Below are 23,712 nucleotides of genomic sequence, written 5' to 3'. Positions count from 1 at the left end.
ACGGCGCTGTCGGCCCGGTCGGGTCGGCAGCGCCCTTGCGTCCGCCGGTGCCGCCGGGCGTCCTACCCGGCGAAGACCTCGGCCATGCTCGATGCGGTGGCGGCGCGGGCCGTCCACGTGTGCAGATGCTCCGGGTCGGTGCAGGAGCGGATACGGTCGCGGTCCACGTCGCTCGGATTGAGCCCACGGGAGTCCAGGACGGTCAAGAGCCCCCTCACCGCTTCTTCGGCGCGGCCCTCGTCGCGAAACTCCTGCTTGAGTTCGGAGACGTATCCGTAGGTCATGGTCTTCCTTGTCTTCTTCCGGATTTCTCGTTGGCGACTTTCACCGAGTCGGCCTTCGACGAACTCGGCATAATAGCGGTCGGTTTCGGGGTCAAGCGTGTCCAGCGCGGCCATCGGCGGACGCATGGCTCTCTACCTCGGGACTCAGCCGTCGCAGGTGCGGAAGACGGCTTCTTTTCGGCGCCAGAGGTCGGTCGCGAAGTCCAGAACGGCCAGGCTGCGGGCCGGGTCGTCGTGGTGGAGCCAGGCGAGGTTGTCGGGCGCGGCGGCCAGCCGCGGGAGGTCGTCGAGGTGGATGACGCGGCCGATCAGCGACGGTTCGAGGTCGGCGAAGGTCACGCGCAGGCAGGGCTGCCTCCACACCCACGCGAAATGCACCTCCTGTCCCTCGATGTCGGCGGTACCCAGCAGCGGGTAATTGTCGACGAAGTGCAGCCTCATGCGTCGACCTCGCCTTCGCAAGCGGCGGCGTGGATCCACACGCCCGTGGCGGCCTCCTTCGCGGCGCGCCGCAGGGCGGCGGGCCATTCGGCGCGGTAGAGGTGAAGGCGGGCGAACGGGGAACCGATCCGATTGATGTAGCCGAGTTCGACGGCGGGTTCGGGATCGAGGCGCCGCAGCCGGACCGAACCGGTGGAACGGCCTGCGACCTGGTAGACCTCGATCCGGCGGTGCTCGAGGTTGAACCGGCCCAGGACGATGCGTTCGGGGTCGGTGTTCATACGGCACCGCCCCAGGAGAAGCCGATGAGGCTGGTCAGCACGCTGCGGAGCGAATCGGAGCCGATCCGGGAGGCCAGGAGCTTGACGGCGCTGCGGCGCTGGGGGCAGCCGTGGGCGCCCCATTTGTGGCTGCACCACTCGCAGCGCAGGCGGCCGAGGCCGAACCAGGTGCGGTAGGGACGGTGGAGTTCCAGGTCGATTTTGACCGAGGCCGGAACCGGGTCATGGCGTAGACTCGACTGCACCACGGGAGGTTTCCTCTCTGGTAAGGGGCGGGCCGCCGAAACTGTTTGGCGATGGAGACGGCGGCCCGCCGTCGAATTGGTATTCAGTTGGATCGGAAGACGCGTGATGCACGCGTGTCAAGACTGTGGCATACGAACTGACACGCGGCAACTTACGACACTCCGCCGGATGCAAGACCGTCTAGAGACGACCCTCACAGACGTCCAGGCGAGTTTCCGCGCGAAGGACTCGAACGCCTCCTCGTACTCGCGGGCCCGGTCGCCGCGAAGGTGTGGCCATGCCGTCAATCGACCGCGCTGAGCAGGTCATCCATGGTTGAAGTGTAGTTAGTTGAACTATAGTTCAACCAATTCGGCACCGAGCACACGCAATTGGCGCTGTTCGGCGGATCAGGAATCGGCGATCTCCACCGTCCGCCGAACGAAACTCACACGGTCGGGGCCGTGTGACGGTTTCCGCTGGTGCCCACGGACGATCGAGACCCGTCGTCGCCTGATCCGGCGTTGGCTGGACAACGCCCCAGTGGCGTACTATCGGCGAATGCCCCTGATAGCGCTTGCCGATCGATCGGCGATGCTCGACGGTTCCCGTGCCGCGCGTTCGGTACTTCGCCTGCTCATGCGCCGACCGTGGCGCATGCTTCTGGCGGTGACCGCGTTCACTCTCAAAGAAGTTCCACTGTGGTTTCTGCCGGTGGTGACCGCGGCGATCATCGACCTGGTCGCCGCCGACGGCTCGGTGACGGCCGTCCTGGGATGGTTCGCCGTCGCGGCGCTGCTGCTGGCGCAGAACTACCCCAACCACCTCATCTATACGCGCAACTTCATGACCGTGGTGCGGGACACCGGCGCCGACCTCCGCAACGCCCTGGCCGACCGGCTGCAGAGCCTGTCCATCGGCTATCACACGCGGACGAGCTCCTCGATCGTGCAGACGAAGCTGGTGCGCGACGTGGAGAACGTCGAGCTCATGCTCCAGCAGTTCACGCATCCATTGCTGTCGGCGACCATGGTGCTGATCGGTGCGATCGCCATGACCGCGATCGCCGTCCCCCAGTTCCTGCCCGTGTACGCCCTCGCCGTGCCGATCGCCATCGGGCTGCGCGCTGGATTGCGCCGCCGATCCCGAATCCGCAACGAGAAGTTCCGGCGGGAGATGGAGCATTTCGCGGCCAGGGCCGGCGAGATGGCCTCGCTCATCCCGGTGACGCGGGCGCACGGACTGGAGCAGACGGCGGTCTCGCGGGTGGCCAGCAGCGCGGAGAACGTGCGGCGCGCGGGCCTGCACCTGGACATGCTCAACGGCCACGTGGCCTCGATCTCGTGGGTCACGATGCAACTGCTCGGCGCGAGCTGCCTCATGCTCGCGGCCACGTTCTCGCTCACCGGGATGCTGGCGATCACGCCCGGCGAGGTGGTGCTGCTGTCGACCTACTTCACGCTGCTGACCCAAGGGCTCGCGCAACTGATGATGCTGATCCCGGTCGGAGCGCGCGGGCTGGAGTCGGTGCGCTCGATCTCGGAGGTCCTGGAAGAGCCGGACATCGAGCAGAACGCGGGCAAGGACGATGTGGGCGTCGTCGAAGGCCGGCTCACCCTCGAGAACGTCTCGCACCGCTATCCGGAAGCCGAAACCGATGCGGTGCAGGAGGTTTCGCTCGACATCGAGTCGGGAACGACGGTCGCATTCGTGGGGCCGTCGGGTTCGGGGAAGTCGACGCTGCTCAACCTCGTCCTGGGGTTCGTGCGTCCCACCTCGGGCCGAATCCTGCTCGACGGCGTGGACATGCAGCGGCTCGATCTGCGCACCGCGCGCCGTTTCATCTCCGTAGTGCCGCAGGAGTCCGTCCTGTTCGAGGGCACCGTCCGGGAGAACGTGGCCTACGGGATGCGGGACGCAGACGAGGAGCGGATCGTCCGGGCCTTGCGCGACGCCAACGCCTGGCGGTTCGTGCGCGATCTCCCCGACGGCCTCGACACGGTGGTCGGCGAGCGCGGGGCGCGCCTGTCGGGCGGGCAGCGTCAGCGGCTCGCGATCGCGCGGGCGCTGGTCCGAGACCCGCGCATACTCCTGCTCGACGAGGCGACCTCGGCACTCGACCCGGAGGCCGAGGAACTGGTCAAGGAGGCGCTCGACCGGCTCATGCTGGGCCGTACCACCCTGGTGGTCGCGCACCGGCTGTCGACCATCCGCAGGGCCGACCGCATCGTCGTGCTCGACAACGGACGGATCCTCGAGGAGGGCTCGCACAACGAACTGCTGGAAGAGGCGGGCCGCTACGCGCAGATGCACATGACCCAGACCGGCATCCTCTGAACCCGTGCCCGGCGCGATCGAACGGTTCCCCACACCCTCGTCAATGCAGGTCGAACGGGGATATACCTGGTGGCCAGGGTCGAACCGGCGACCTTCCGCCTTCGATACGGACACGGATTCTGTTGGCGCATCGTATGTGAGCTGCTATGGAACCCGGAAACTTCTGAAGGTTCTGAGCAGCGGACTACGGCGGGCCGATACGGCAATCGGCCCGCCAATTTGTCGCTACCGCTGCTGATCCTTGTCCTTGTCCTCGCCCTTGCGCTGAGACTGGACCGCGCGGTAGGTGATCACCGCGATCAAGGCCCCGGTTCCGACGACGACCAACACGGTCTTGCCCTGACCAGAGCTGCGGCGGGCCTCGACGCCAGTTGCCTGGCTCTGGTGGATCGGCGCCGCCTCAACCGAGGTGTTGGCGGCTTCGCTCGCGGCGGGCACAGCCGACACGACGGCAGTGAAGGCCAGCACGAGCAGGACTCCGGTTACCGCCGCGATTCGGCGGGCCCAGGCAGCGATGAGGTGGATTTGCATGGTGGGAACCTTTCGAGTTCTGACGATTGACGGACGCGATCGCGTCCGTCAATCGAAGGTTGCCAGCCCAGTGCCCCTGGTGGAAGGCTATTCCGTTCGTCTTAACAAAGCCGAACAGTCCACTGTTGTGCCTTGGTAACCGACCGCCTAACACGGTGGCCGATAGTCCAGACTCGGAAGTTGTATTCGCCATTCGTCCTCGGTGATGTCCGCACCGGCGACCGCGCAGATCGCATCGGCCGCCATTTCGGGATCGGTCAGCCACAACCGCGTTACCGCATCGCCGCCTGCTCCAGCGATCATCGTGCCGTCGACGCTGAACGCGATGGTGGTGAGGGGAGGACTCGCCCCAGTCAGAACGGCGTAGCGGCCAGGTTCGGAACGGCCGTCCAACTTCCAGAGGATGGCAGCGCCGTCAGCACTCGCTCCGGCCAAGATGGTGTCGTCAGGATTGAACGACACCGTCGCCATCCATGCGTTGTTGCCTCGAAGCACGGTCGGTTCCACCCCGGCGGACCGGTCGCCGGTGTTCCAGAGGTATGCGTTGCCGTCGTGACTTGCGGCGGCGATGCGTGATCCGTCGCGGCTGAACACCAGGTGGTCTACCGGCTGGGTCGGTCCTTCCAATGGCTCGCCGAGCTCGACGAGGTCGATCGCGGAAGTCGCGTCCCAGACCCGTACCGACCCTTCAAACCCGCTTGTGACAAGAGTTTCGCCGTCCGGTGAAAAGCTGACCGCACCCACCCAATGATCCGAGACGCTCTCGACGATCTGAGGTTCGGCATCCGAATCCAGATCCCATACGGCGACCGTCCCGTCATCGACGGCGGCGGCCAGCCGGTCATCGACCGGTGAGAACGCTATCTGGAGTGCATAGGAACTGAGTCCTGTCAACGCCGCCGGTGAAGCTTCCAGGTCCGTGAGATCCCAAACCCAGATCGTGCCCTCTCGGCCAGCACCGGCCAGCAATGTTCCGTCGTGATTCACCGACAGGTTGCCGACGAGGCGGTCACCAGGGTCCGGAGCCTGCAAGCGCTGCATCAAGCTCGGCGACCCACCGTGTTGGTCGACATCCCACATCCAGATCGAACCATCGCTTGTCACGGCAGCGAATGTCGATTCGTCCCGGAGGAACTCGGCGTTGCGTACGGGACCGGTAGCGGCGTTGAGTATGTTTCCCGGAATCCGCCAGCGATTGACCCTGCCATCGCCGTATCCGGCGTACACCGCTCCGTCGAGCGGGTGGACCGCCACGCTCTGACCATTGCCGCTGCTGGGTAGGTGTGACGGCTCAGCACCGGTGTCGAGGTTCCACATCCACACGCCGTCTTGCGCGGCCGACACCAGGTAGGGCCCATCAGGCGGGAACGACACCGAGGTCGACCAGCCCGCCTCCGGACCGTGGAGGACTTTCAGGAGCTCTGGTTCGTCCGCAGTGTTCCAAAGGGCCACCGGGCCCGCCGACGTACCCGCAGCGAGCTTCCGGCCATCGGGGCTGAATGAGATGTTGAGGTACCGCTCGTACCCTGCATCGAGCACCGATGGTGCCGTCGATGCGGTGACGGCGTCGAGGTCATGGACGGCGACCAGTCCATTGGCGGCGGCGATCGCCAGTCGCTCGCCGGCCGGGCTGATCGTAACGCTTGCGATGTCGCCACCAGTGCCCTCGAGAAGCAGTGGCGCGCTGGTCAGATCAGGATCGGGCCACAGCCAGATGCGTGTGTCGGGGCCCCCGGCCGCTACTGTTCCAGATGCCTCGTGGACGGCGACGGAGTTGAAACCTTCGGATGAACCCACTGTGGAGGACACCAGGTGCGGTTCTCCGGTTTCCGAGAGGTCGTGAATGTAGACCACACCGGTTTGGCCAGCACTGTAGAGCCTGCCTTCCGACGCGAACTTGACGGTCAGGATCGTTCCGTCGACGCCGGGCAGTTCCGAAGCAACCAGTTCGGGGCGGTAGGGGTCGGTGATATCCCAGATCAGGACCGCGCCATCCCCGATTGTGTCCACGGCTGCGGCCAGCAGGTCACCCTCCGGATTCACATCCATCCGCAAAATGCTGTCCTCGTTCGAACCGGGCATACGGGTCACCGGAGGAACGGAAGTGGCCGAGAGCAGGGACGAGCGCGCTTCGGCGGTCGGATAAGTCTGATAGGCCGCGACCGCGAGTTGGGCAGCCAGGGCCGGGTCGGCCCTACGCAGACGCTCAGACTGCGAGGCGATCATCCGCGACTCGGCCCGAATTCGCTCGTCCTCGGCTATGGCGGCGTGGCGAACCGCCTCCCCACGTTGATCGTAAGCCCATAGCAGCGCGGCGACGAGACTTAGGACCAGCACCGTCACCACGGCTACGACCGCACGCTTGCCCTGCCGGAGCCGTGTCGCCCTGCGTTGGCTCGCGTCCAGGAAATCACGCTGCCGGGGCGAAAGCGTGGGACTCGCGCCGAGGGCCTTCATCGTATCCTCGATGCGAGGGCCCGAATAGAGTTCGCGTTGGTCGTGGCCGTGTCGCTCCCACTTCTCGGCCGCCTGTTCAAGTTCGCTGTGGGCGACCAGGCGACGACGGTCGGCCTGGATCCACCGGTCGAGGCGTGGCCAGGCCCGGAGGACCGCCTCGTGGGCGAGTGTCACGCCCCGCCGGTCAAGAACCAGCAACCGCGATTCGGTGAACCTGCCGATAACCGCATCGACCGACGGATGCGACTTCCTCCGATCGTCGAGGTCCTCGGTAGAGAGCCAACGGCGAGTGTGTGGGAAGCCGTCCTGAACGCTCACCATGCCGGTCAGCAAGTCCCGCGCGATATCTCTGTCAGCCTCGTCGAGGCTGCCGAATGCCTGCTCGGCTGTGCGCTCGACGATATCGTTCAGGCCACCCGCCTCAGCGTAGTCGGTCGCGGTCATCGTGTGTTTTGATCCGCGCCCCCACATGTCACGCAGCGCGAGCGCGAGCAGGGGAAGCGCGCCGGCGGCGCTCTTGTCGGCTTCGGCCAGGTCCTTTAGCAGAAGTGCCGTCAAGGGTGCCTCCACTTCCACATTGACCGCGCGGGCGGGGCTCTCAATGGCGGCTTCGAGCTGTGCTTCGCCCATCGGCGCAAGCTCGACTCTGCGGTCGGCGCCGATGCTACCGAGGAAACCATCGCCCAGCACTCTCGGATAGAAGCCTGCGCTGATGACCATGATCGCGATCAGAGGCGGCTCGTCCTCGACCGTGACCGTCTCCAAACGCTCGAGGAACCCCCCGGACTCGGCGTGGCCGACAGTATCGGCCCACAACTCCTCGAACTGATCGATCACCAGCAGGCAACGCTCTCCGTCCCGGGCCTCCAGAGCCGCGTTGAGCGAGACGAGGGGGTCACGGCCAGGGGTCATGCGCTCGACACGCCACGTGCCGAGCATCTCATCGTTCTCTACGACAGAAGGAATACCGATGTTGACCAGGGACGATTTGCCAGCCCCGGAGGCGCCCAGCGCGATCATCGAGTGTGAATGCTCGGCGATGCAGAGCTCGATCACGTCCCGTAGTTTCTCCAGAGCGTCATCACGTCCAAAGAACCAGGGACGTTCATCCTCATGGAACGGACGCAGACCCGGATACGGCACGGTCTCGTCGGCCGCGCGGCGCCCAGGATTCTTGGCGACGCGCATGAGCGCCGCGACCCATTCGGAGATGACCGAGTCATCGTCGATCCCGTATCCGCTCCTAAGCAGGTTCCGGAAGACGGCACAATCATTTGAGCGTGACGGCAGATAAGTCCCCGCAGTATAGGCGAATATTTGGGAGTGAGACAAGGTTTGACTAGTATGCTGTCCGGACTTTTCGACAAGCCTGCTGACCTTGCGAAACTGAAGTCCAGACCTGTTATGGAGTTCTTTGAAGGCACTGCAGAAGTCGGCCTGTGTTTGGACCGAGGTGAGGTCGATTCCGGACCAGAACGGGGATCCTGAAAGGTCTTTTCGCATTGTACTTCCGTCGTCGACAATAGGGACCGGTTTCGGGTCAGTATTCGGGAGCCTGGCTGAGCAAAGAACCGTACTGTCCGAAGTCCGACACAACTTCCCACCCGGTTCTACGGCAATCAATCATTCTGTGACATGCAGTAATTTAGAGACTCCGTGCAGTATCTTGTCTGGCTGAGCTACAACAAGTCGAGCGACCGCCCAGTGGCACCACCGACGGGGGAACCTCACCGTCTGGGACGAATTTCAGGAGGTCACAGCATGTTGGCCCCGGCGAACCAGGTGTATCAGAATCCTGTTCTGGTGCATCCTTGATCATAATTGAGGGTAGTGCGAGATGATGGATTTGCTGTAGTTACACGAGATTGCAAAAGATGTTGATCCAAAACCTGTCGAGCGATACAAGATCGATATGACGGTGCCGATGATGCTCAGCGTCGAAAGCCCCGAATTTCATCTCGCCATCGTCGGACCGAGCCAGCACCCTCTGCGAGGATCGGGTTTCAGGTCAGGGCCGTATACGGCTCGAGCATGGGCACGCTGATGTGATGCACCGGGTCTTCTGACAATCCTGACCATCGCGTCACCGACGCGCGAAACGGCACTGATGGCGAACGAAGCAGTGCCCCACCGCACCGGCAGCCTGCTGCAACGCCCCCGGAAATCCGTCCGCTATACCTCCGTAGGGAGCCGGATATCGCCGGAAGCAACCGGGACGCAGAAGAACCCCACCATCCAGTGTTAGTCCTGGTAGATGAGGTTCTGCCTGGTGGCCAGGGCCGGGGTCGAACCGGCGACCTTCCGCTTTTCAGGCGGACGCTCGTACCAACTGAGCTACCTGGCCTCGCCGAATGCGTTGACTACCTTACAGCACCCCGAGGCCGTTCATCGACACGGTATTGGGTTCGGAGTGACCTGCGTCCAGCACGCTCCCCCGACCGGCTGCACCCACGCGTCGGCCCTCGCCGGTACCGTACAGTTCACGCGACCCCGAGGAGGTTTCTGTGACCCGACTCGCCGCCGTGCCCCCGATGGGCTGGAACTCTTGGGACGTCTTCGGCACCTCCGTGACCGAGGCCGAGACGCGGGCCAACGCGGAGTTCATCGCCGAGCACCTGGCCGAACACGGCTGGGAATACGTCGTCGTCGACATCCAGTGGTACGAGCCGACCGCCCGCGCCGGCGGCTACAACTCCGGCGCCAAGCTGGTGCTCGACGAGTACGGCCGCCCCCAGCCGGCGCCGAACCGCTTTCCCTCGGCCGCCGACGGCGCCGGGTTCAAACCGCTGGCCGACTACGTCCACTCCCTCGGACTGAAGTTCGGCCTGCACATCCTGCGCGGCGTCCCGCGCCAGGCGGTCGCCGCCGACACCCCCATCAAGGGCAGCGAGTACTCGGCGGCGCAGATCCCCGACCGCGAGCGCGTCTCGTCCTGGATCGACGACAACTGGGGCATCGACCACGACCATCCCGGCGGCCAGGCCTACTACGACTCGCTGCTGCGGCAGTTCGCGAAATGGGGCGTCGACTACATCAAGGCCGACGACATGATCGCCCCCTACCACCACGACGAGGTCGAGGCGTTCTGGAGCGCCGTCCAGAAGGCCGACCGGGACATCGTGCTGAGCCTGTCCCCCGGCATGCACCTGTCGGTCGACCACGCCGAGCACCTCAAGTCGCATTCGCACCTGTGGCGGGTCTCGGCCGACCTGTGGGACCGCTGGCGCGACGTCGACGCCCAGTTCGACCTGCTGCGCGACTGGGCCCCGCACGCCGGGCCCGGGCACTGGCCCGACGCCGACATGCTCCCCCTGGGGCGCATGGGCGTCCGCGCCGAGGTGGGCGAGCCGCGCGAGTCGCTGCTGACGCCCGACGAGCAGCGCACCATGATGACCCTCTGGTGCATCGCCCGCTCTCCGCTCATGGTCGGCGCGGACCTGCCGAACTCCGGCCCCGAGACGATCGAGCTGCTGACCAACGACGAGGTCCTCGCGGCCCAGCGCCACCCGGCCGACTCGCGCGAGGTCTGGCGCGAGGGCAAGCACGTGGCCTGGGCCTCGACGGACGGCGCCTATGTGGCGGTGTTCAACCGCGCCGGCGAGCCGGCCGACCTGAGCCTGCCGTGGAGTGAGCTCGGCGTGGCCGAGCCGCGCTGCCTGCGCGAGTGCTGGACCCGGACGGACACCGAGCCCGCCGGCGGGCTGCGCACCAAGATCCCGGCGCACGGCGCGGCCCTGTACCGGCTCTCCTGAGACACGACCGCACCGCCGGTGGCCGCGCATGCGGTCTTCGGCGGTGCCCGGCGGCGGCCCTTAGAGTTAAGGAATGTCAGAAGCCAAACCCGCACAGCCGCCCGTCGCGCCCCGCCGCGACCACCCGCGTACCCACCACGGCGACACCGTCAACGACGCCTACGCCTGGCTCATCGACCCCGAGGACGACGACGTACTGGACTACCTGCGGGCCGAGAACGAGTACACCGAGTCCCGCACCGGGCACCTCTCCGAGCTGCGCAAGGCGATCTTCGGGGAGATCAAGGACCGCACCCGGGAGACCGACCTGTCGGTGCCGGTCCGCGACAAGGGCTGGTGGTACTACAGCCGCACCGAGGAGGGCAAGCAGTACGGGATCCACTGCCGGGTGGCCGCCGAGGGCGACACCCCGCCGAACGTCGAGCCCGGGGTGGCGATCCCCGGGGAGCAGGTCCTCCTCGACGGCAACGAGCTGGCCGAGGGCCACGACTTCTTCGCCATCGGCGTCTTCGACGTCTCGCCGGACGGCAACCTGCTCGCCTTCGCGGTCAACTACTCCGGCGATGAGCGGTACACGCTGCAGTTCAAGGACCTGCGCACCGGGGAGGTCTCCGGCGACCGGATCGACGGCGTCTACTACGGCGGGGCGTGGTCGGCCGACGGCTCGGTGTTCTTCTACACCACGGTCGACGACTCCTGGCGGCCCTACCGGATCTGGCGGCACGTCCTCGGTGAGAGCGAGGACGCCCTGGTCTACCAGGAGGACGACCGGCGGTTCGGCGTCGGCGTCGGGCTGACCCGCTCGGAGCGGTACCTGTTCATCGAGGCCGGCTCCAAGATCACCACCGAGATCCGGTACCTCGACGCCGCGGACCCGACCGGCGAGTTCACCCTGTTCGGGAACGGCCGCGAGCAGGGCGTCGAGGTGCAGATCGACCACCAGGGCGACCGGTTCCTGGTGCTGCACAACAAGGACGCCGAGAACTTCACGCTCGGGTGGGCGCCGGTGGAGGACACCACCCGGTTCCACGAGATTCTCCCCCACGACCCGGCCGTCCGCCTGGAGGCGGTCGAGGCGTTCGAGCACCACGCGGTGATCTCCCTGCGGCGGGAGGGGCTCTCGCGGATCGCGATCCTCGACTCCGGGGAGGGCGGCGAGCTCACCGAGATCGAGTTCGACGAGCCGCTCTACACCACCGGCGTCGGCGACAACCGCGACTACTCCACCCGGCTGCTGCGCCTGGGCTACGCCTCCATGGTGACGCCGGTGTCGATCTACGACTACGACATCGACGCGCGGGAGCTGCACCTGCGGAAGCGGACCCCGGTGCTCGGCGACTTCGACCCGTCCCGCTACCGGCAGTACCGCGAGTGGGCCACCGCCGCCGACGGCACCCGGGTCCCGATCTCGATCGTCGCCCGCGACGACGTGCGGCCCGACGGCAGCGCCCCGTGCCTGCTGTTCGGCTACGGCTCCTACGAGATGTCGATGGACCCGTACTTCTCGATCCCCCGGCTGAGCCTGCTCGACCGCGGCGCGGTGTTCGCGCTCGCTCACGTCCGCGGCGGCGGCGAAATGGGCCGGCAGTGGTACGAGCAGGGCAAGCTCCTGCACAAGAAGAACACCTTCACCGACTACGTCGACTGCGCGAACCACCTGGTGGAGGCCGGATGGGCCGCGCCCGACCGGCTCGCCGCCCGCGGCGGCTCGGCCGGCGGCCTGCTCATGGGCGCGGTGGCGAACCTGGCTCCGGAGCGGTTCGCGGCCGTGCTCGCCGAGGTGCCGTTCGTCGACACGCTCAACACGATCCTCGACCCGGACATGCCGCTGACGATCACCGAGTGGGAGGAGTGGGGCAACCCGCTCGAGTCGTCCGAGGTCTACGAGTACATGAAGTCGTACTCGCCCTACGAGAACGTCGCCTCGGTCCGCTACCCGTCGATCCTGGCGGTGACCAGCCTGAACGACACCCGCGTCGGTTTCCACGAGCCGGCGAAGTGGATCGCGAACCTGCGGCACACCAGCCCCGAGTCGGACGTGCTGCTCAAGACCGAGATGGAAGCCGGCCACGGCGGACGCTCGGGCCGCTACGACGCCTGGGAGGAAGAGGCGTTCAACCTCGCCTGGGTCCTCGACCGGCTCGGCGCCGCCGACCGGTGAGGCGCACGGGGCCCGCGCGGATCAGTCCTCGCGGGTCCCGTCCTCGTCGGCGGGGACCTCCAGGGCCTGATCGACCGCGTCGGCCACGTCCGCCTCCTCGGGCACGGCGCGCTCCTGGTCGCCGACGTATTCTTCGGGATCCCGCTCTTCATCGGACTCGTCTGCCGAGTCCGCCAGGTCGAACTCCGAGATCTCCTCGAAGTCGTCGGCCGATTCCCCCTGATAGCTCATGCCTTCCACCGTAGGACCGGCCGACGCCCGACCGCGAGCGAACGGCCAGGTAGCCTGGTTGGTGCCTTCACATGCTCGTGGGCAATACTTCATCTCGACGGAACGATTCGAGTGGAGCCTTCAGACAGCGGCGTCTGAGTCCCAGCCCCCGGTCGGGGAGACAGCAACGACTTAACTGACTAAGGAGCAGGCAGCATGCCTATCGCAACACCAGAGGTATACAACGAGATGCTCGACCGGGCGAAGCAGAACGCCTTCGCCTACCCGGCCATCAACGTCACCTCCACCCAGACGCTCAACGCCGCCCTGGCCGCATTCGCCGAGGCCGAGTCCGACGGCATCATCCAGGTCTCCACCGGCGGCGCCCAGTACCTCTCGGGTCCGACCGTGAAGGACATGGTGACCGGCGCGGTCGGTCTCGCCACCGCCGCCCACGAGATCGCCAAGAACTACCCGGTCAACATCGCGCTGCACACCGACCACTGCCCCAAGGACAACCTCGACAAGTTCGTCCGCCCGCTGCTGGCGATCTCCGAGGAGCGCGTCGCCGCCGGGCAGAACCCGCTGTTCCAGTCCCACATGTGGGACGGCTCCGCGGTGCCGCTGAAGGAGAACCTGGAGATCGCCCAGGAACTGCTGGACCGGACCGCCAAGGCCAAGATCGTCCTCGAGGTCGAGATCGGCGTCGTCGGCGGCGAGGAGGACGGCGTCTCGGCGGCGATCGACGAGAAGCTCTACACCAGCGTCGCCGACGGCCGCGCCACCGTCGAGGCCCTCGGTGCCGGGGAGAAGGGCCGCTACATGTCGGCGCTGACCTTCGGCAACGTCCACGGCGTCTACAAGCCCGGCAACGTGAAGCTGCGCCCGGAGATCCTCAAGGAGATCCAGGACGAGGTCGGCAAGGAGATCGGCAAGGACAAGCCGTTCGACCTGGTCTTCCACGGCGGATCCGGCTCGACCGAGCAGGAGATCAGCGACGCGGTCGACTACGGCGTGGTGAAGATGAACATCGACACCGACACCCAGTACGCCTTCACCCGCCCGATCGTGGACCACATGTTCCGCAACTACGACGGCGTGCTCAAGGTCGAGGGCGAGGTCGGCAACAAGAAGTCCTACGACCCGCGCGCCTACGGCAAGCTGGCCGAGGCCGGCATGACCGACCGCATCGTCCTGGCCTGCCAGCGCCTCCGCAGCGCCGGCCAGAAGATCAAGTAAGTCTCAAGGGCTCGAATGGGTCCGGCCGCTGCGCGGCCGGACCCTTGCTCATTCCGGGGTGTGCCCGCCCTTAACGACAGATCGAGCTCGCGATCGGTCTCACTGCGATCCGGTAGCTCCAGGTCCACTCCACCGGTCTCCGCGACAAACGAGCGCATGAGCGCGCCGAGCATCATCGGCCGACGGTAGAGATCGTCGTCAGCGGCCCGGGTCAGGATCTCCCTGACCTCGGCCTCCATCGATTGGCCGTGATTGGCGGCACGCACCCGGATGGACTCGTAGACAGCGGGGTCGATCCCGCGGATCGACATTGCCCTGGTCTCGGGATGAGTATCGGTCATGGTATCCACCCCCTCGAGGCGCCGATGCTAGCAACTCAGACCGGTCATGAACGCGCCGAAGCAACACCCCCATCTGCACTCCGAACGAAGCGATGCGGGTCGATTCGCTGCCCACGATCCACCCGTCGGCCGGGATTCGATTGCCGATGCCTGCTAGCATTCTGCTTGCCACCGGTTTACAATTGCCGCATGACTACGCTCTACGTCCGGGACGTGCCGGAAGAACTGATGGCGCGGCTGCGCTCCCGCGCAGAGGAAGCACACCAGTCCGTGCAGGGATACGTGCGGAGCCTCCTCGATCGCGAACTGAGCGTGCTCACGATGACCGAGGCCGCCCAACGCGCCGAGCAGATCGCTGCCGGAGGGGGCGTGACCTCCGACGACATCCTCGCCGCAATCGAAGAGGAACGGGCGGAGCACGAGTGATCGTCCTGGACAACTCCGCTTTCGTCGAGTTCCTCATCGGCGATACCGACCTCGGCAGGCGGACGCGGAAGCTGCTGCTCGGCCAGGAGGTCGCGGCCCCTCATGTCGTGGACCTCGAATGCGCCTCGGTGCTGCGGCGGCTCGTCCGCCGGGGCGTCCTGGATGAGGAACGGGCGTCAAAAGCGCTCCGGCTGCTGAGCCGCTTCGACCTTCACCGTTTCGATCACACGCCGCTGCTGCCGAGGATCTGGCAGCTACGGGACAATATGACCGCTTACGACGCGTCCTTCGCCGCGCTGGCCGAGACGCTCGATGCATCCCTGGTCACCGTGGACTCGAAGTTCGAGCGAACCCCCGGGCTGCGCTGCCGAGTTCTCAACCTGCGGGCCGACGGCTGATCGGCGGGCGAGGCCCGCCGATCAGCCCCAAGGACCGCTACTTCTCGAACCAGACGGTGGCGCCTCCCGGGAGGCGGCCGTCCTGCAGGTCGGTGCTCGACAGGAGGACCTCGCCCTCGTAGCCGTCGAGGCTCACCGGGTCCTGGCCGAAGTTCGTCACGCACACCAGCGCGCCGTTGTCGAACGCGAAGGCGTTCTCGCCCGGGTCCTCCAGCCAGGTCAGGCCGGTCGCCTTGTGGCTCTTTCGCAGTGCGATCGCCGTGCGGTAGAACTCCAGCATCGAGCCTTGGACGCCGTCCTGGGACTGGGCCGACTTCCCGGCCCAGTCCTGGGGCTGCGGCAGCCACGGCGCCTTGTCGCCGAATCCCAACGATGGGCCTTCGGTCTTCCACGGCAGCGGCACCCGGCAGCCATCGCGGCCGATCTGCTCGCCGCCGGTGCGGTGGAACGTCGGGTCCTCGCGGACCTCGTCGGGCAGGTCCAGCACCTCGTTCAGGCCCAGCTCCTCGCCCTGGTAGACGTACACCACCCCCGGCAGCGCGAGCAGCAACTGCGTCGCGGCCCGGGCGCGGCCGAGGCCCGTCTCGCCGTCGCCGTAGCGGGTCACGTGCCGCTGCACGTCGTGGTTCGACAGCACCCAGGTGCTCGGCGCGCCGATCCCGGCGTTGTTGGCGATCTCGGCGTCGATCGCCTTGCGGAAGTCCGCCGCCGCGAACGGGGCCAGCACCAGATCGAAGTTGAACGCCTGGTGCAGTTCGTCGGGCCGCAGGTAGAGCGCCCGCCGCTCCGGCGAGTCGGTCCAGGCCTCGGCCACGAAGATCCGGTCGCCCTCGTACTGCTCGATGATCGGCCGCCAGCGGCGGTAGATCTCGTGGACGCCGTCCTGGTCGAAGAACGGCGCATGCGTGGTCCCGATCATCTCGATCGAGCCGTCGCCGCCGGTGTCCGGCAGCCCGTCGGCCTTCACCATGCCGTGCGCGACGTCGATCCGGAAACCGTCGACGCCCCGGTCGAGCCAGAACCGCAGCACCGACTCGAACTCGGCGTGGACCTCGGGGTTGTCCCAGTTCAGGTCCGGCTGGGAGGAGTCGAACAGGTGCAGGTACCACTGCCGCCCGTCCGGGGTCTTCGTCCAGGCCGGGCCGCCGAAGATCGACTGCCAGTTGTTCGGCGGCGCCTCGGGGCGGCCGGGGTCGACGTCGCGGAAGTGGTAGCGGGCCCGCTCGGGGCTGCCCGGCTCGGCCGCGAGCGCGGCGGTGAACCATTCGTGCTCGCTGGAGGTGTGGTTGGGGACCAGGTCGACGATGATGCGGATCCCGGCTTCGTGGGCGGCCGCCATCATGGCGTCGAAGTCTTCGAGCGTGCCGAACCGCTCGTCGACCGCCCGGTAGTCGGAGACGTCGTAGCCCGCGTCGTGCTGCGGGGAGGCGTAGAACGGCGACAGCCAGATCGCGTCCACGCCCAGTCGGGCGAGGTAGGGGATCCGGGAGCGCACGCCCTCCAGGTCGCCCATGCCGTCGCCGTTCCCGTCGGCGAACGAGCGCGGATACACCTGGTAGATGACCGCCTCGCGCCACCAGTTGTCGCTCATGAGTTTCCTCTCTGATCGGGTGCCGCACCGGTGGAGCCGCGTACGACGAGTTCGGGCCGGAACAGGTATTCCGACGACGGTGTGGGCTGCCCGGCGATCTCGTCGAGCAGCGCCCGCGCCGCGGCGGTGGCGATGTCGCGCACCGGCTGCCGCACGGTCGTCAGCGGGGGGTTGGTGTGTGCGATGAGCGGGGAGTCGTCGTAGCCGACCACCGAAAAGTCTTGCGGGACTCGCAGGCCGCGCTCCTCGGCGGCCCGGATCGCGCCGAGCGCCATCATGTCCGATCCGCACATGACCGCGGTCGCGCCGCGTTCGATCAGGCGGGAGGCGGCGGCGTAGCCGCCCTGCTCGCCGAACAGGGTCAGCTCGATCAGCTCGGGCCCGACCCGCTGCATGGCGGCCCGGTAGCCGCGGATCTTGCGCTGCACCGGCCAGTACCGGTCGGGGCCGGAGACCAGCCCGATGCGCCGGTGGCCCAGTCCGGCCAGGTGCTCGACGCCGATCCGCGCCGAAACGGTGTCGTCGCACGAGAACGAGGCGGCTTCGACGCCCTCGGGGTGGCCGGTGACGAACGCGATCGGCAGGCGCTTCTCCTGCAATTCCCGGTACCGGTCGGTGCCGGCGGTGGTGTCGGCGTGGAGGCCGGAGACGAAGATGATGCCCGCGACGGCCCGCTCGCGCAGCATCTCCACGAACTCGTCCTCCGAGACCCCGCCCGGGGTCTGCGTGCACAGCACCGGGGTGTAGCCCGAACCGGCCAGCACGTTCGAGATCGTCTGCGCGTACAGGGGGAATATGGGGTTCTCGAGTTCGGGCACGACCAGGCCGATCAGGCCGATGGCGTGTTTGCGGAGCGCCTGGGGGCGCTCGTAGCCGAGCACGTCGAGCGCGGTGAGGACCGATTGCCGGGTCTGAGGTCCCACGCCGGGTTTGTCGTTCAGCACCCTGGACACCGTTGCCTCGCTGACGCCGGCCTGGCGGGAGATGTCGGAGAGTCGAAGCCGCATGATGACAGCGTAGCCTATCTGAAACTTGGCAACAGTTTGGTTGCAAGGGTTTCCTGTTTCTGAAACATCTTGCTAACCTTCGGGGAGTCACGGGCACCAAGCCCATGATCTCCGCCACGGCCCAGCCCGACAGCGCGGCGGGCCACCTCAACGAGGAGAGGTACTACACCATGCGTAGAAGGACCATCGGCACCGCCGCCGTCTCCGCCGCCGCGTTCAGCGCCGCGGCCGCCTGCGGAAACGGTGACGAGGAGAACGGCTCCGGCAGCAGCGACGAAGACGGTCAGGAGTTCTCCGGCGAACTGGTCATCTGGGCCGACGAGACCCGCACGCCGGTCCTCAAGGAGTACGTGTCGGGATTCGAGTCCCAGGTCGGCGTCAAGGTCACCGTGGAGGAGCACGTGGAAACCCTTCGCGAGGACTTCATCGCCGCCGCCGAGCAGGGCGAAGGCCCCGACATCGTCGTCGGCGCACACGACTGGGCCGGACAACTCGCCGCAGACGGCGTCATCAGCCCGGTCACGCTGACCGGCAACCAGGAATCCGCGTTGAACGAGGCCTCGGTCTCGGCGTTCACCGTCGAGGGCAACCTCTACGCCGTGCCCTACGCCATCGAGAACATCGGCCTGATCCGCAACACCGCCCTGGCCGCCGAGGCCCCGACGACGTTCGAAGAGCTCGTCGCGGCCGGGGAAGCCGCCGGCACCGAGAACTCGCTGCTGCTCCCGGTCGGACCGGACGGCGACGCCTACCACGGCTACCCGATCTTCTCCTCCATGGGCGGCTACCTGTTCGGCGCCGAGGGCACCGACCCGAGCGACGTCGGCGTCGACTCGCCCGGCGGTGTCGCCGCCTTCGAGAAGTTCGCCGAACTCGGCTCCGACGGAGTCCTGTCGACCTCCGTCGACGGCTCGAACGCCATCCCCTTCTTCACCGAAGGCAAGGCGCCCTTCCTCATCTCCGGCCCCTGGGCGCTCACCGACGCCCAGAACGCCGGAATCGAATACGAGGTCAGCGCCATTCCCGGCTTCGAAGGACAGAACCCGGCGTCCCCGTTCATGGGCGTCCAGGGCTTCTACGTCTCCGCCTCGGCCCAGAACGCCCTCTTCGCGCAGGAATTCGTCACGAACTACGTGCTCACCGAGGAACTCCAGCTCCAGCTCGCCGAAGCCGGCGGGCGCCTGCCCGCCCTCACCTCCGCCGCCGAGGCATACTCCGAAGGCAACGCCGACGTCCAAGGCTTCGCCGCGGCAGGCGAGAACGCGCTGCCCATGCCGAACATCCCGGCCATGAACGCCGTCTGGGAGCCGTTCGGCCGCGCCGAAGCCGACAGCGTCGACGGCACCACCTCCGGAGAGGACGCCGCCGCGACAGCCGCCCAGAGCATCCGCGACGCCATCGCGGGCTCCTAAGCCGACCAACGAGCAAAGGAAGCTTCGCAGTGCTCGACCAGCGTTCCCAGTCGGCCGGGTCCGGCACCGCCACGGGCATGATCATCAAGATCGCCGTGCTCGCCGTGGTGACGGCCCTGGCCGTCTGGGCGGCGTTGCCCCTCATCCGAGCCGAGGCCTGGTGGGCCCTGGCCGTCGAGGCGGCCGTCGTCGCCATCGTCTTCCATCTCTACCTGCAGCGCCGCAAGATCCCCCCGAAGTACCTCCTGCCCGGCACGCTGCTCCTGATCGCCTTCCAGATCATCCCGGTCATCATGACCATCGGCACCTCCTTCTCCAACTACGGAGACGGCCACCGGGTCGGCAAGGACCAGGCCATCGAGGCGATCGTCGCGGCCGGGGTCCAGCAGACCCCGGGCGGCACCACCTACCTGCTCGCCGCGGGCGAATCCGCCTCCGGCGAGCTCACCCTCCTGCTCACCGACACCTCCGACGGCTCCACCTGGGCCGGTACCGAGGAGGGCCTGACCGAACTGCCCGGTGCCGAGACCGACGAGACCGGCCGCATCACCGGCGCCGAAGACTACAGCGTCTGGGACCTCGCCGAACTGAACGAACGCCAGGACGAGCTGACGGCGCTGGCCGTGCCCACCGGCGAGAACACCGGTATCAGGGTGCAGGGCCTGTCGGCCTTCGAAGGGGCCTCCACCCGCTCCTACGACGAGTCCTGCGACTGCATCACCGACTCGGCCACGGGCACCGTCTGGCACGCCGACGACGAGGCCGGCGTCTTCCTCACCGAGGACGGGCAGGAGGCGCTGGTCGGCTGGCGGGTCAACATCGGACTCGACAACTACGCGCGGGTCCTGACCGATCCGGACATCCGCGGCCCGTTCCTCGGCGTCTTCGTCTGGAACCTCGTCTTCGCAGCCGGGAGCGTGTTGCTGACCTTCGCGGTCGGGCTGGGATCGGCGATGGCCCTCAACAGGCCGGGCATGCGCGGCACCAAGGCCTACCGGGCGGTCCTGATCCTGCCCTACGCGATGCCGGCGTTCGCCATGATCCTGGTCTGGGCCCAGATGTTCAACCGGGACTTCGGGTTGGTCAACGACCTGCTGGGCCTGGACGTCAACTGGTTCGGCGACGCCTGGGCGGCCCGCGCCATGGCGCTGCTGACCAACACCTGGCTGGGCTTCCCGTACATGTTCCTGATCAGCCTCGGGGCCCTCCAGGCGCTGCCGGCGGATTCGCTGGAGGCGGCCAAGATCGACGGCGCCGGCGGCGTCACCGCCTTCCGCAAGATCACCCTCCCGCTGCTGCTGGTGGCGCTGACACCGCTGCTGATCTCGAGCTTCGCGTTCAACTTCAACAACTTCAACGCGATCGAACTGCTCACCGGCGGCGGGCCGTTCCGCGCCGGCGACGACGCGGGCGGTACCGACCTGCTGATCACCTACGCCTTCCGGCAGGCATTCGGATCGGCCAGCTCCGACTACGGCTTCGCCAGCGCGATCAGCGTCTTCATCTTCATCATCGTCGCGACCATCTCGGCGGTCATGTTCCGCAGCACCCGCAAGCAGGAGGACGTGTACTCATGACCCGTACTTCCGAACCGCCGACGCCCGCCCCGCGCACCGACCGCACCGTCCGGCGATCCCCGCGAAGCAGGAAGTCGCGCTGGTCCAGGTGGGCGTCGGACACCGGCTGGCGGCACCTGGTGGCCGTGCTGGTCCTGGTGTTCTCCCTGATCCCGATCGTCTACGTGGTCTCGGCGGCGTTCAATCCGAACGGGACGCTGTCGACGACGAACCTGCTGCCGGACTCGTTCAGCCTGAACAACTTCCGGCGGCTGTTCACCGAGGAGAACATCCCCTTCGCGCACTGGTTCGCGAATTCGCTGGTGATCGCGCTACCGGCGGCGTTCATCTCGATCTTCATCTCCTCGCTGGCCGCCTACGCCTTCAGCCGGTTCCGCTTCACCGGGCGGCGCCCCATGCTGCTGTTCCTGCTGCTGATCCAGATGTTCCCGGCGTTCCTGGCGGTCGTGGCCCTGTACCTGATCTTCGGGGGCATCGGCGAGTACTACCCGGTCGCGGGCCTGAACACCAGGCTCGGGCTGATGCTGGTCTACATGGGCGGTGCGCTCGGGGTCTCGACTTGGCTGATGAAGGGCTTCTTCGACACGATCCCGAAGGAGCTGGACGAGGCGGCCACGATCGACGGGGCCAGCCATGCGCAGATCTTCTTCGGCATGATCCTGCCGCTGGCGGCGCCGATCATCGCCATTTCGGGGATCCTGGCGTTCGTCGGCACCATCAACGACTTCATCCTCGCCAGCCTGTTCCTGACCGACCGCGAGCAGATGACCCTCGCCGTGGGCCTGAAGACCCTGGTCGCCGAGAACGCTCCGGCGAGCTACTTCGGCGTCTTCGCCGCGGGGGCGCTGCTGACGTCGGTGCTGACGGTGACGGTGTTCATGAGCTTGCAGCGCTACATCGTCTCGGGCCTGACCGGAGGCGCCGTCAAGGGATAGACCGAGCCACTGCTCGACACACCGGCCCGGTCGGCGGACCGCCTCCCAGCACCGCCGACCGGGTCTTAGCCGTTGCCGCGCCGCAGGGTCCGCGCCGGATCCGGCCCAGCCCGGACTGAACGGGGAGCTCCGGGCTCTCACGGCCGAGTTCGCCTCTACCAGTGGGGCGGGCGCTCGTCGAGGAGTTCGATGTCGCGGGCCGACAGGCTGCGCCGGGCGCGCGCCCGGCGGGGCTCGGTCGCCTCCCCCCAGCCGAAGTCGCTTTCGTCCGAGGTCTGGTCGGGGAGCACCGCGAGGTCCTCGTCGTTCAACTCGACGGAACGGTCGCCATCGGAGACTGCCATGGACTGCACTTTACGCCAGACGGGTGAGCCTTCGGCAACCCGAAAAGGCGCGGTGGTGTCCGGAGTCTCGGACACCACCGCACTCACCTGGGTCCAGCACGCGCTCTCGCAGTTGGCCCGCGCGGTCGCGCCGTCTTGGCACCGGTTCGTCAAGCACATGGACCTCAAGATGGCCCGCGGCACGTGTGGACAACTTTTCGCACGGGCGGGCGTGTCGTCCTTGACTCGGATCTGACCCCGATGTCAGAGTTTCGACACACGCCCAGCGCGAAAACCGAATAGGACGTCGGCGGCCCGCCGCGCTATCGCCAAACAGTCTGGCGGGCCGCCTCCTCACCATCGGAAGGAATACCTCCCTTGGTCTCTGTCAGGCTACGCGAAAACTCCGTGCACGCACCAGAGCGAAACGCCGCCGCCATCTGCTGGAAGGCCGTCCGGCCCACCTCCGCGACCCCGGCCTGGGCAAGGCCCGACACGCCCGGAACGCCGCGTGCCCGCGAACCGTGGGAGCCGTGGACACTCCCGGTCGAACGCCCGAACCCGTTCATCACGACCCGCCGCCCCGAACCCCAACCGCGTATCTCCCACGCCTGGCGCGTGTCGTTCGAAGACACCGAACCCGACTCCGCGGCACCACCGAGACACGTCGGGACCGCGCCCGTGACCACCGCGAATCTCCCTGCCGTGGGCGCTGACCAGGCCTCGGGGGTTGCGGCACCGGCCGTCCCGGCCGCGGGCGAGCATCGGGCCGGGAGACGGCTGATGCTGCTGCTCGGCCTCGCCTATCTCATGCTCGCCGCCCTCGCCTCCGGCCTTCCCTGGGCCTATTTCGAGTCCCCGGGCGGCCAGGGCGGCCGTACCGACCGGGACTGCGATCGTGAGTCGTCACCTGGGCCGGAGCGCTTCACCCCGCCGAGCGAACCGCCCGCTCCGGACCGGCCGCCCGAGCCGGATCCGGACGCGCCCGGCCTCCACACCCGTCCGGACGGGTCGCGGTATCTGATCGTCCCCATCCCGCCCGGGCTGGACGGACGGAGACGACCGGCCGTCGCGATCGCTCCGGGAGGTGCCGCATGATGACACTCACCGAGATCGACGCCGCCGGGCTCCCCGTCCTCGGCGTCGAAAGCGTCGACGGCCGCCTCGTCCAATACTCCTGGCCCATCGGCCAGGACCGGCTCCGCCTGCTGCTGTGCGCACAGACCCCGCCCGGACTCGGCTCCGTGGTCGGACTCGACGGCCACTCGCCTCGCCTGGTGCTGCCCGAACCGGCCCACGCCGACTGGGCCGGAACCCATTCCGGCCCCCTCATCGCCGCCGCCGTCCGCATCTGGCTCGACACGTTCCGCGACTGCGAAGGATGAACGAGGTGCTCGGGGACGAGCGCGGGACGGCGCCGTGCGGTGAGCGGGCAAGCTCATGGGCGGAGCCCATCCCTTTGCAGCTCAGGGTCCCCTATGGCCGCTGGTGCGATTCGCGGCGGGGAATCACATCGGAACCCCCCGGTCGGCACCGGAGGACGCAGCACCGGACCACGGCCACGGGCCAAGGGACCCCGGCTGCAAAGGGTGCGGCGCCGCCGCAGAGCTTGCCATTGCAACCAATACCGGACACCAACAGTAAGGACAGGATCCACCCACATGCGCACTGCGACCAACACCCCGGCCCCGGCCCTGCGGCCGCGGGCCTACGCCCCAACCGGCGCGAGGGGCGCCGCTGGGACATCGACGCCGACGACCGCCGCGGCTGGATGCTGGTCAACC

The 23,712-nt window shown here is 67.4% G+C and carries 23 protein-coding genes and 1 tRNA gene; 12 read left to right on the top strand and 12 right to left on the bottom strand.

Annotated elements, in window-relative coordinates:
- Window positions 1-62 precede the first annotated feature (62 nt).
- The 4 genes from CUT39_RS13695 to CUT39_RS13680 are packed head-to-tail and all read right to left on the bottom strand — an operon-like array spanning window position 63 to window position 1,254.
- Window positions 63-398, bottom strand: a complete 336-nt coding sequence (locus CUT39_RS13695; RefSeq protein WP_198587130.1) for a hypothetical protein — start codon at window positions 396-398, stop codon at window positions 63-65.
- A gap of 30 nt (window positions 399-428) precedes the next feature.
- Window positions 429-725, bottom strand: a complete 297-nt coding sequence (locus CUT39_RS13690; protein WP_100447511.1) for a hypothetical protein — start codon at window positions 723-725, stop codon at window positions 429-431.
- A complete protein-coding gene (locus CUT39_RS13685; RefSeq protein ID WP_100447509.1) occupies window positions 722-1,006 on the bottom strand; it encodes a hypothetical protein in 285 nt (94 codons plus the stop codon). The genes CUT39_RS13690 and CUT39_RS13685 overlap by 4 nt, the downstream gene beginning before the upstream one ends.
- On the bottom strand, window positions 1,003-1,254 hold the full coding sequence (locus CUT39_RS13680; protein WP_100447507.1) for a hypothetical protein: 252 nt from the start codon (window positions 1,252-1,254) through the stop codon (window positions 1,003-1,005). Before CUT39_RS13680 ends, CUT39_RS13685 begins: the two co-directional genes overlap by 4 nt.
- Before the next feature lie 538 nt (window positions 1,255-1,792).
- Here CUT39_RS13680 and CUT39_RS13675 point away from each other — a divergent pair.
- Window positions 1,793-3,568 carry an ABC transporter ATP-binding protein gene (locus CUT39_RS13675; RefSeq protein WP_100447505.1) on the top strand — a complete coding sequence of 592 codons (1,776 nt, stop codon included), beginning with the start codon at window positions 1,793-1,795 and terminating at the stop codon, window positions 3,566-3,568.
- Window positions 3,569-3,793: 225 nt separating this feature from the next.
- On the opposite strand, the gene CUT39_RS13670 is transcribed toward CUT39_RS13675, so the two are convergent.
- The 3 genes from CUT39_RS13670 to CUT39_RS13660 form a co-directional block, all read right to left on the bottom strand.
- Complete coding sequence (locus CUT39_RS13670; RefSeq protein ID WP_100447503.1) at window positions 3,794-4,099, bottom strand: hypothetical protein; 306 nt, start codon at window positions 4,097-4,099, stop codon at window positions 3,794-3,796.
- 147 nt (window positions 4,100-4,246) lie between these two features.
- A complete protein-coding gene (locus CUT39_RS13665; RefSeq protein ID WP_100447501.1) occupies window positions 4,247-8,059 on the bottom strand; it encodes a WD40 repeat domain-containing protein in 3,813 nt (1,270 codons plus the stop codon).
- 764 nt (window positions 8,060-8,823) lie between these two features.
- Window positions 8,824-8,900 (bottom strand) — tRNA-Phe (locus tag CUT39_RS13660).
- 160 nt (window positions 8,901-9,060) lie between these two features.
- Between CUT39_RS13660 and CUT39_RS13655 the strand changes: the two genes are divergently transcribed.
- The gene (locus CUT39_RS13655) at window positions 9,061-10,308 is read left to right on the top strand and encodes a glycoside hydrolase family 27 protein (RefSeq protein ID WP_198587128.1); all 1,248 of its coding nucleotides are present in this window, start codon (window positions 9,061-9,063) and stop codon (window positions 10,306-10,308) included.
- Between the two features lie 73 nt (window positions 10,309-10,381).
- The gene (locus CUT39_RS13650; RefSeq protein ID WP_100447499.1) at window positions 10,382-12,469 is read left to right on the top strand and encodes a S9 family peptidase; all 2,088 of its coding nucleotides are present in this window, start codon (window positions 10,382-10,384) and stop codon (window positions 12,467-12,469) included.
- Window positions 12,470-12,490: 21 nt separating this feature from the next.
- On the opposite strand, the gene CUT39_RS13645 is transcribed toward CUT39_RS13650, so the two are convergent.
- Window positions 12,491-12,700, bottom strand: coding sequence for a hypothetical protein (locus tag CUT39_RS13645; protein ID WP_100447497.1), 210 nt, complete (start codon window positions 12,698-12,700; stop codon window positions 12,491-12,493).
- A gap of 195 nt (window positions 12,701-12,895) precedes the next feature.
- Between CUT39_RS13645 and fbaA the strand changes: the two genes are divergently transcribed.
- Window positions 12,896-13,918 (top strand): class II fructose-bisphosphate aldolase, encoded by a 1,023-nt coding sequence (gene fbaA / locus CUT39_RS13640; RefSeq protein ID WP_100447495.1) that lies wholly within the window; start codon window positions 12,896-12,898, stop codon window positions 13,916-13,918.
- Here the strand turns inward: fbaA and CUT39_RS21850 are convergent.
- Window positions 13,831-14,229 (bottom strand): FitA-like ribbon-helix-helix domain-containing protein, encoded by a 399-nt coding sequence (locus CUT39_RS21850; RefSeq protein ID WP_408611155.1) that lies wholly within the window; start codon window positions 14,227-14,229, stop codon window positions 13,831-13,833. The two genes, fbaA and CUT39_RS21850, sit on opposite strands and share 88 nt — an antisense overlap.
- Window positions 14,230-14,448: 219 nt before the next feature.
- Between CUT39_RS21850 and CUT39_RS20835 the strand changes: the two genes are divergently transcribed.
- Together CUT39_RS20835 and CUT39_RS20830 are read left to right on the top strand one after the other, a co-directional pair.
- Window positions 14,449-14,685, top strand: coding sequence for a FitA-like ribbon-helix-helix domain-containing protein (locus CUT39_RS20835; RefSeq protein WP_198587127.1), 237 nt, complete (start codon window positions 14,449-14,451; stop codon window positions 14,683-14,685).
- Entirely contained in the window at window positions 14,682-15,083 is a 402-nt protein-coding gene (locus tag CUT39_RS20830) for a type II toxin-antitoxin system VapC family toxin (protein WP_198587126.1), read from the top strand. The genes CUT39_RS20835 and CUT39_RS20830 overlap by 4 nt, the downstream gene beginning before the upstream one ends.
- Before the next feature lie 37 nt (window positions 15,084-15,120).
- On the opposite strand, the gene CUT39_RS13625 is transcribed toward CUT39_RS20830, so the two are convergent.
- Window positions 15,121-16,674 carry a glycoside hydrolase family 13 protein gene (locus tag CUT39_RS13625; protein ID WP_100447493.1) on the bottom strand — a complete coding sequence of 518 codons (1,554 nt, stop codon included), beginning with the start codon at window positions 16,672-16,674 and terminating at the stop codon, window positions 15,121-15,123.
- Entirely contained in the window at window positions 16,671-17,699 is a 1,029-nt protein-coding gene (locus CUT39_RS13620) for a LacI family DNA-binding transcriptional regulator (protein WP_100447491.1), read from the bottom strand. The genes CUT39_RS13625 and CUT39_RS13620 overlap by 4 nt, the downstream gene beginning before the upstream one ends.
- A gap of 86 nt (window positions 17,700-17,785) precedes the next feature.
- Here CUT39_RS13620 and CUT39_RS13615 point away from each other — a divergent pair, with 86 nt between their 5' ends.
- The 3 genes from CUT39_RS13615 to CUT39_RS13605 are packed head-to-tail and all read left to right on the top strand — an operon-like array spanning window position 17,786 to window position 21,605.
- The gene (locus tag CUT39_RS13615) at window positions 17,786-19,093 is read left to right on the top strand and encodes a sugar ABC transporter substrate-binding protein (RefSeq protein ID WP_100447489.1); all 1,308 of its coding nucleotides are present in this window, start codon (window positions 17,786-17,788) and stop codon (window positions 19,091-19,093) included.
- Between the two features lie 29 nt (window positions 19,094-19,122).
- Window positions 19,123-20,670, top strand: a complete 1,548-nt coding sequence (locus tag CUT39_RS13610; RefSeq protein WP_232805751.1) for an ABC transporter permease subunit — start codon at window positions 19,123-19,125, stop codon at window positions 20,668-20,670.
- Window positions 20,667-21,605 carry a sugar ABC transporter permease gene (locus CUT39_RS13605; RefSeq protein ID WP_100447487.1) on the top strand — a complete coding sequence of 313 codons (939 nt, stop codon included), beginning with the start codon at window positions 20,667-20,669 and terminating at the stop codon, window positions 21,603-21,605. The genes CUT39_RS13610 and CUT39_RS13605 overlap by 4 nt, the downstream gene beginning before the upstream one ends.
- A gap of 155 nt (window positions 21,606-21,760) precedes the next feature.
- Here CUT39_RS13605 and CUT39_RS13600 read toward each other — a convergent pair whose 3' ends face one another.
- A complete protein-coding gene (locus CUT39_RS13600) occupies window positions 21,761-21,949 on the bottom strand; it encodes a hypothetical protein (protein ID WP_100447485.1) in 189 nt (62 codons plus the stop codon).
- A 55-nt stretch (window positions 21,950-22,004) separates the two neighbouring features.
- Between CUT39_RS13600 and CUT39_RS13595 the strand changes: the two genes are divergently transcribed.
- The 3 genes from CUT39_RS13595 to CUT39_RS13585 all read left to right on the top strand — a co-directional run bounded on the left by CUT39_RS13595 (window position 22,005) and on the right by CUT39_RS13585 (window position 23,313).
- Window positions 22,005-22,184, top strand: coding sequence for a hypothetical protein (locus tag CUT39_RS13595; RefSeq protein ID WP_157930689.1), 180 nt, complete (start codon window positions 22,005-22,007; stop codon window positions 22,182-22,184).
- A 449-nt stretch (window positions 22,185-22,633) separates the two neighbouring features.
- On the top strand, window positions 22,634-23,026 hold the full coding sequence (locus tag CUT39_RS20825) for a hypothetical protein (RefSeq protein WP_198587124.1): 393 nt from the start codon (window positions 22,634-22,636) through the stop codon (window positions 23,024-23,026).
- On the top strand, window positions 23,023-23,313 hold the full coding sequence (locus CUT39_RS13585; RefSeq protein WP_100447479.1) for a hypothetical protein: 291 nt from the start codon (window positions 23,023-23,025) through the stop codon (window positions 23,311-23,313). Before CUT39_RS20825 ends, CUT39_RS13585 begins: the two co-directional genes overlap by 4 nt.
- Window positions 23,314-23,712 lie beyond the last annotated feature (399 nt).

Origin of the sequence: Glycomyces xiaoerkulensis (assembly GCF_002798405.1) — a bacterium.
GTDB classification, from domain to species: domain Bacteria; phylum Actinomycetota; class Actinomycetes; order Mycobacteriales; family Micromonosporaceae; genus Glycomyces; species Glycomyces xiaoerkulensis.
Note: the sequence above shows the minus strand (reverse complement) of the source record. Positions and strands in the feature narration are given on the sequence as shown.